This window comes from Azohydromonas lata (assembly GCF_034427735.1).
In the GTDB taxonomy this organism is placed as follows: domain Bacteria; phylum Pseudomonadota; class Gammaproteobacteria; order Burkholderiales; family Burkholderiaceae_C; genus Azohydromonas; species Azohydromonas lata.
Genome location: NZ_JAXOJX010000145.1, coordinates 1 through 3,824, shown reverse-complemented (window position 1 = coordinate 3,824; position 3,824 = coordinate 1). Strand labels below are relative to the sequence as shown.

The following is a 3,824-nucleotide window of genomic DNA, read 5'->3' as shown; positions in this document are numbered from 1 at the left end:
GTGCTGTACCGCCCGCGCGCCACGCCCTCGGACTTTCTGTCCCGCCAGCTCGCCAGCTTTGAAGGCGTGCTCACGGCGCTGGAGGACCGCGTCGCCGCCGCCCATCTGCTCACCGACCCGGCCGTGGTGCCGGAAGCCAGCCTGGAATGGTTATCGGCCTGGGTGGGCGTGGCCTTCGATCCCGTGCTGCCCGCGGCGCGGCGCCGCGCCTGGCTGCAGGCCGCGCCGCAACTGGCGCGCTGGCACGGCACGCGCCGGGGCCTGTCCATGGCGTTGGACGTGGCCACCGGCGCCAGCGTGGAAAGCGACGCCCAGGGCCGCGTGCTCATAGGCCGCGCGCACAGCGGCGGCGTGGGCGGCGGCGAGATCGTCGTGGTCGAGGATTTCAGGTTGCGCCGCCTCATGGCGACGCTGCTGGGCGTGGACCTGGCGGACGAGGAAGACCCGCTGCTCGGCGGCCTGGCGCGCAGCGGCCATTCGCTGGTGGGCGACACGCTGGTGCTGGGCGACCACGAGACGGCCGAGCTGATGGCGCTGTTCCGCGACGAGCAGTCCAGCGACGCGCAGGACGCCGCCGCGCGCGGCTTTTACGGCCGCCTGGCGCACCGCGTCACGGTGCTCGTCCACCGCGAGGTGCAGGCGCAGGACTTCGCGCTGATCCGCTGCATCGCCGAGCTGGAATCGCCCGCCCACGTGCAGCTGCGCGTGGCCGGCGCCACCTGGCCGCTGCTGGTGGGCGTGGCCAGCCTGGTGGGCGTGGACACCTACCTGGGCCCGCCGCGGCCGGTGCGCCCGGCGCGGGTGCAGCAATCCACCCTGGGCCTGGGCGACGTGATCGTGCAGCCCGCGCTGCTGGACGCCCGCTTGGGCGGCAGCCCCGCGCCGCTGGTGCCGGATGCGCCGCCGGCACCAGCGCCGGCCCCCGAGCCACCGCCTGCACCTGCACCTGCACCTGCACCCGCACCCGCACCCGCACCCGAGCCTGTCCCGGCGCCCGCGCCGGAACCTGCACCCGCCCCAGTGCCTGAGCCGGGGCCCGCGCCGTCGCCGGATGCCCCGCCACCCACCCCCGGACCGGAGAACCCATGAGCGCCGTCCGCCGAGACCCCCAAGCCGACCCGCTGTTCGCCCGTCCGCGCCCGGAGCGCCCGGCCTATGCCACCGGCATGCTGCTGGGCGCGCGCGACTTCGCCGACGAGCAGACCTACCACCGCGGCCAGCTCGCCCGCGCCCTGGCCTACCTGGCCGGGCCGGGCACGCTGGCCGGGCTGCGGGTGTCCTGCATGCCGGCCGGCAGCGGCGGCCAGGCCGCGCAGCCCGAGGAAATCCGCGTCGAGCCCGGCCTGGCCGTGGACTGGCTGGGACGGCTCATCGAAGTGCCGCGCACGGCCTGCGTGCGGCTGCCGGCCTGGTTCGCCGCGCTGCCGGACGACACCCGCAGCCAGGCCGCCTACCCGCAGGGCGTCGGCACGCTGGACGGTTTCACCTCCGCCCGCGCCTTGGCCGAAGCCGGGGGCACGCTGCCCACGCGGGTGCTCGCGGCCGACCTCTACCTGCGCTTCGTGGCCTGCGACGCCGCCTGGAGCCCCGCCTTCGCCAGCGGGCCCTACGACGCGCTGGACGCCATCGCCGCCTCGCGGGTGCGCGACGCCTATGAGCTGCTGCTGCTGCCGCGCACGGGGCTGCAGGCCGACACGACCAAAGGCCTGCCGGACCCGGGGCCGGACCTGGCCGGCATCGCCGACCCGGCCGACCGCCGCGCCGCGCTGCAGGACCACCTGCTGGACGACGCCTATCGGCCCGTGTCGGCCGCGGGTTCGGCCGGCGACCTGAAGGCGCTGTCGGCCAACCCGGACGGCGTCGATCCCAGCGCGGTGTGGCTGGCGCGGGTGCTGCTGCCGGTGCAGGCGGGCGATCCGCCACAGCGCACGGACCCCGTGGGCGAGCCCGTGATCGACAACTACAGCCGCCGCTTCCTGCCCGCCGCCGCGCTGCTGGCGCGCTGGCTGGGCGCCTGAGCCGCGCGAGGAGAGAGGACCATGGCATCCAACGATCTCACCCAGGGCGCGGCGCGCCAGAGCGTCCCGGCCGAGCAGGCCACGGCGCTGCGCGATGCCGGCGTGCTGGCGCTGGACCCGCGGCGCGAGCGCCCGCGTTACTTCGACGGCCGCTTCCTGGCCGCGCGCGACCTGGTGCGCGACCAGCAGTACTTCCTGACCCGCGAGGCCGACTTGGGCCGCGCCGCCGGCAGCGGCGTGGCCACGGGGCTGCACGTCACGCGGGGGCCGAACCCGCAGACGCTGCGCCTGGAGGCGGGCCACGGCATCACGCCCGCGGGCGAGCTGGTGCTGCTGCCGCAAGGCGAAAGCGGGCAGGGGCTGGACGTGGCGCTGGCCGACATCCCGCAGGCGGAGCAGCTTTCCGCCCGCTTCGGCCTTGGGCGCATCCCGCAGGCGCCGCCGCGCAGCCGCACGGGGCTGTTCGTCCTGGCGCTGCGGCCGGTGGAGTTCACGGCCAACCCCGTGGCCGCCTATCCCACCTCGCTCACCGGCGTGCGCACGGTGGAGGACGCCGACGTGGTGGAGGCCACCGCCATCGTCCTGGTGCCCTGGGCCGACGACGGCAGCAACGACGCGCTGGACGCCCGCCGCGGCCGCGTGGCGCGCCAGGTGTTCGTGGCGCAGCAGGACGCGGCGCTCTCGGCCAACGTGCTGCCGCTGGCCATGGTGGCGCTGGCCAACAACACCGTGGTCTGGCTGGACGAGGCGCTGGTGCGCCGCGAGCTGGGCGCCGACCGCGGCGACCTGCCCGGGCTGGGCTTCAACCCCCGCGCCCTGCGCCTGGCCCACCTGCTGCAGTACCAGGACCACCTGGCCGACGTGGTGGACACGCTGGGCACCAACCAGCGCTTCCCGGCCAGCGCCTACTTCCCGGCGCTGCCCGGCACCGGGCCGCTGCCGCCGGGCGTGATCAACCCGGTGGACTTCACGCAGAACTTCTTCCCCCCCGAAGTGGACGTGGAGCTCTCCGCCATCCCCGATGACGAGCTGCCCGCCCTGGTGGAGGACGCGCTGGCGCTGCAGCCGCTGGATCTCACCTTGCCGGGGCAGGCGCTGGACGCCACGGCCGTGCTGATCCTGGCGCCCGTGCCGCGCGCGCAGTGGCGCGCCGTCACCCGGGTGCTGGCCAGCGTGAGCCGCGCGGTGAAGCCGGCCGCGCCCAACCTGATGGCGCAGCGCCGGCCGCTGGAGGTGCTGCAGCGGCTGCGCGTGGCGCAGCCCGCCGTGGCGGCGCCGGACGCCAGCAACCCGTCGGATGCGCAATGGCAGGCGCTGGCGGCGCAGCAGAACCTGTGGTTCGTGCGCCGGCGCCACCTGGCGATGCGCGACGACTACACCGGCGCCTGGGAGGCGGTGGCGGGCGTGGACGAGCGCGCGGTGGAGCTGTCGCTGCGCAGCCGCCTCACGGGGCTGGGCCTGAAGGTGCAGCTCGACAAGGTGCTGGCCAGCGCCTCCACGGCGGCGGCCTCCAGCATCACCTCGCTGCTGAGCTCGCCGCGGCTGGCCGCGTCCGACGCGCTGACCGCCGCCGCGCTGGGCTCGCTGGTGGAGGCGTCCAAGGCAGCGCCCACCGCCGGCGCCGATGCGCCCGCGCTGGACCAGGCCGCCGTGCTCAAGGTCGCGGCCCAGCTCAACGCCCCCGGCGTCGGCGAAGGCTTGTTGCGCGTGGAGCAGGCGGGCGAGGGCGCCGTGAGCAAGCCCAAGCTGCAGCAGATCGCCAGCGGCGGCGACTGGCGCAAGGTGGACACGCAGGCCCTGGCCGCC

General features: G+C 76.1%; 3 protein-coding genes. All 3 read left to right on the top strand.

What is annotated here, in order from left to right; all coding sequences use genetic code 11:
* A partial coding sequence (locus SM757_RS34510) for a phage tail protein (protein ID WP_322468793.1) occupies window positions 1–1,089 on the top strand: 1,089 nt, incomplete at its 5' end.
* A complete protein-coding gene (locus tag SM757_RS34505) occupies window positions 1,086–2,018 on the top strand; it encodes a hypothetical protein (protein ID WP_322468792.1) in 933 nt (310 codons plus the stop codon). The genes SM757_RS34510 and SM757_RS34505, both read left to right, overlap by 4 nt.
* A 21-nt stretch (window positions 2,019–2,039) precedes the next feature.
* Window positions 2,040–3,824, top strand: a 1,785-nt coding sequence (locus SM757_RS34500; RefSeq protein ID WP_322468791.1) for a hypothetical protein, incomplete at its 3' end; no start/stop codon positions are given.

Coding starts and splice junctions, on each gene's coding strand:
- SM757_RS34505 (WP_322468792.1), top strand. CDS start 1,086: ATGAGCGCCGTCCGCCGAGACCCCCAAGCCGACCCGCTGTTCGCCCGT.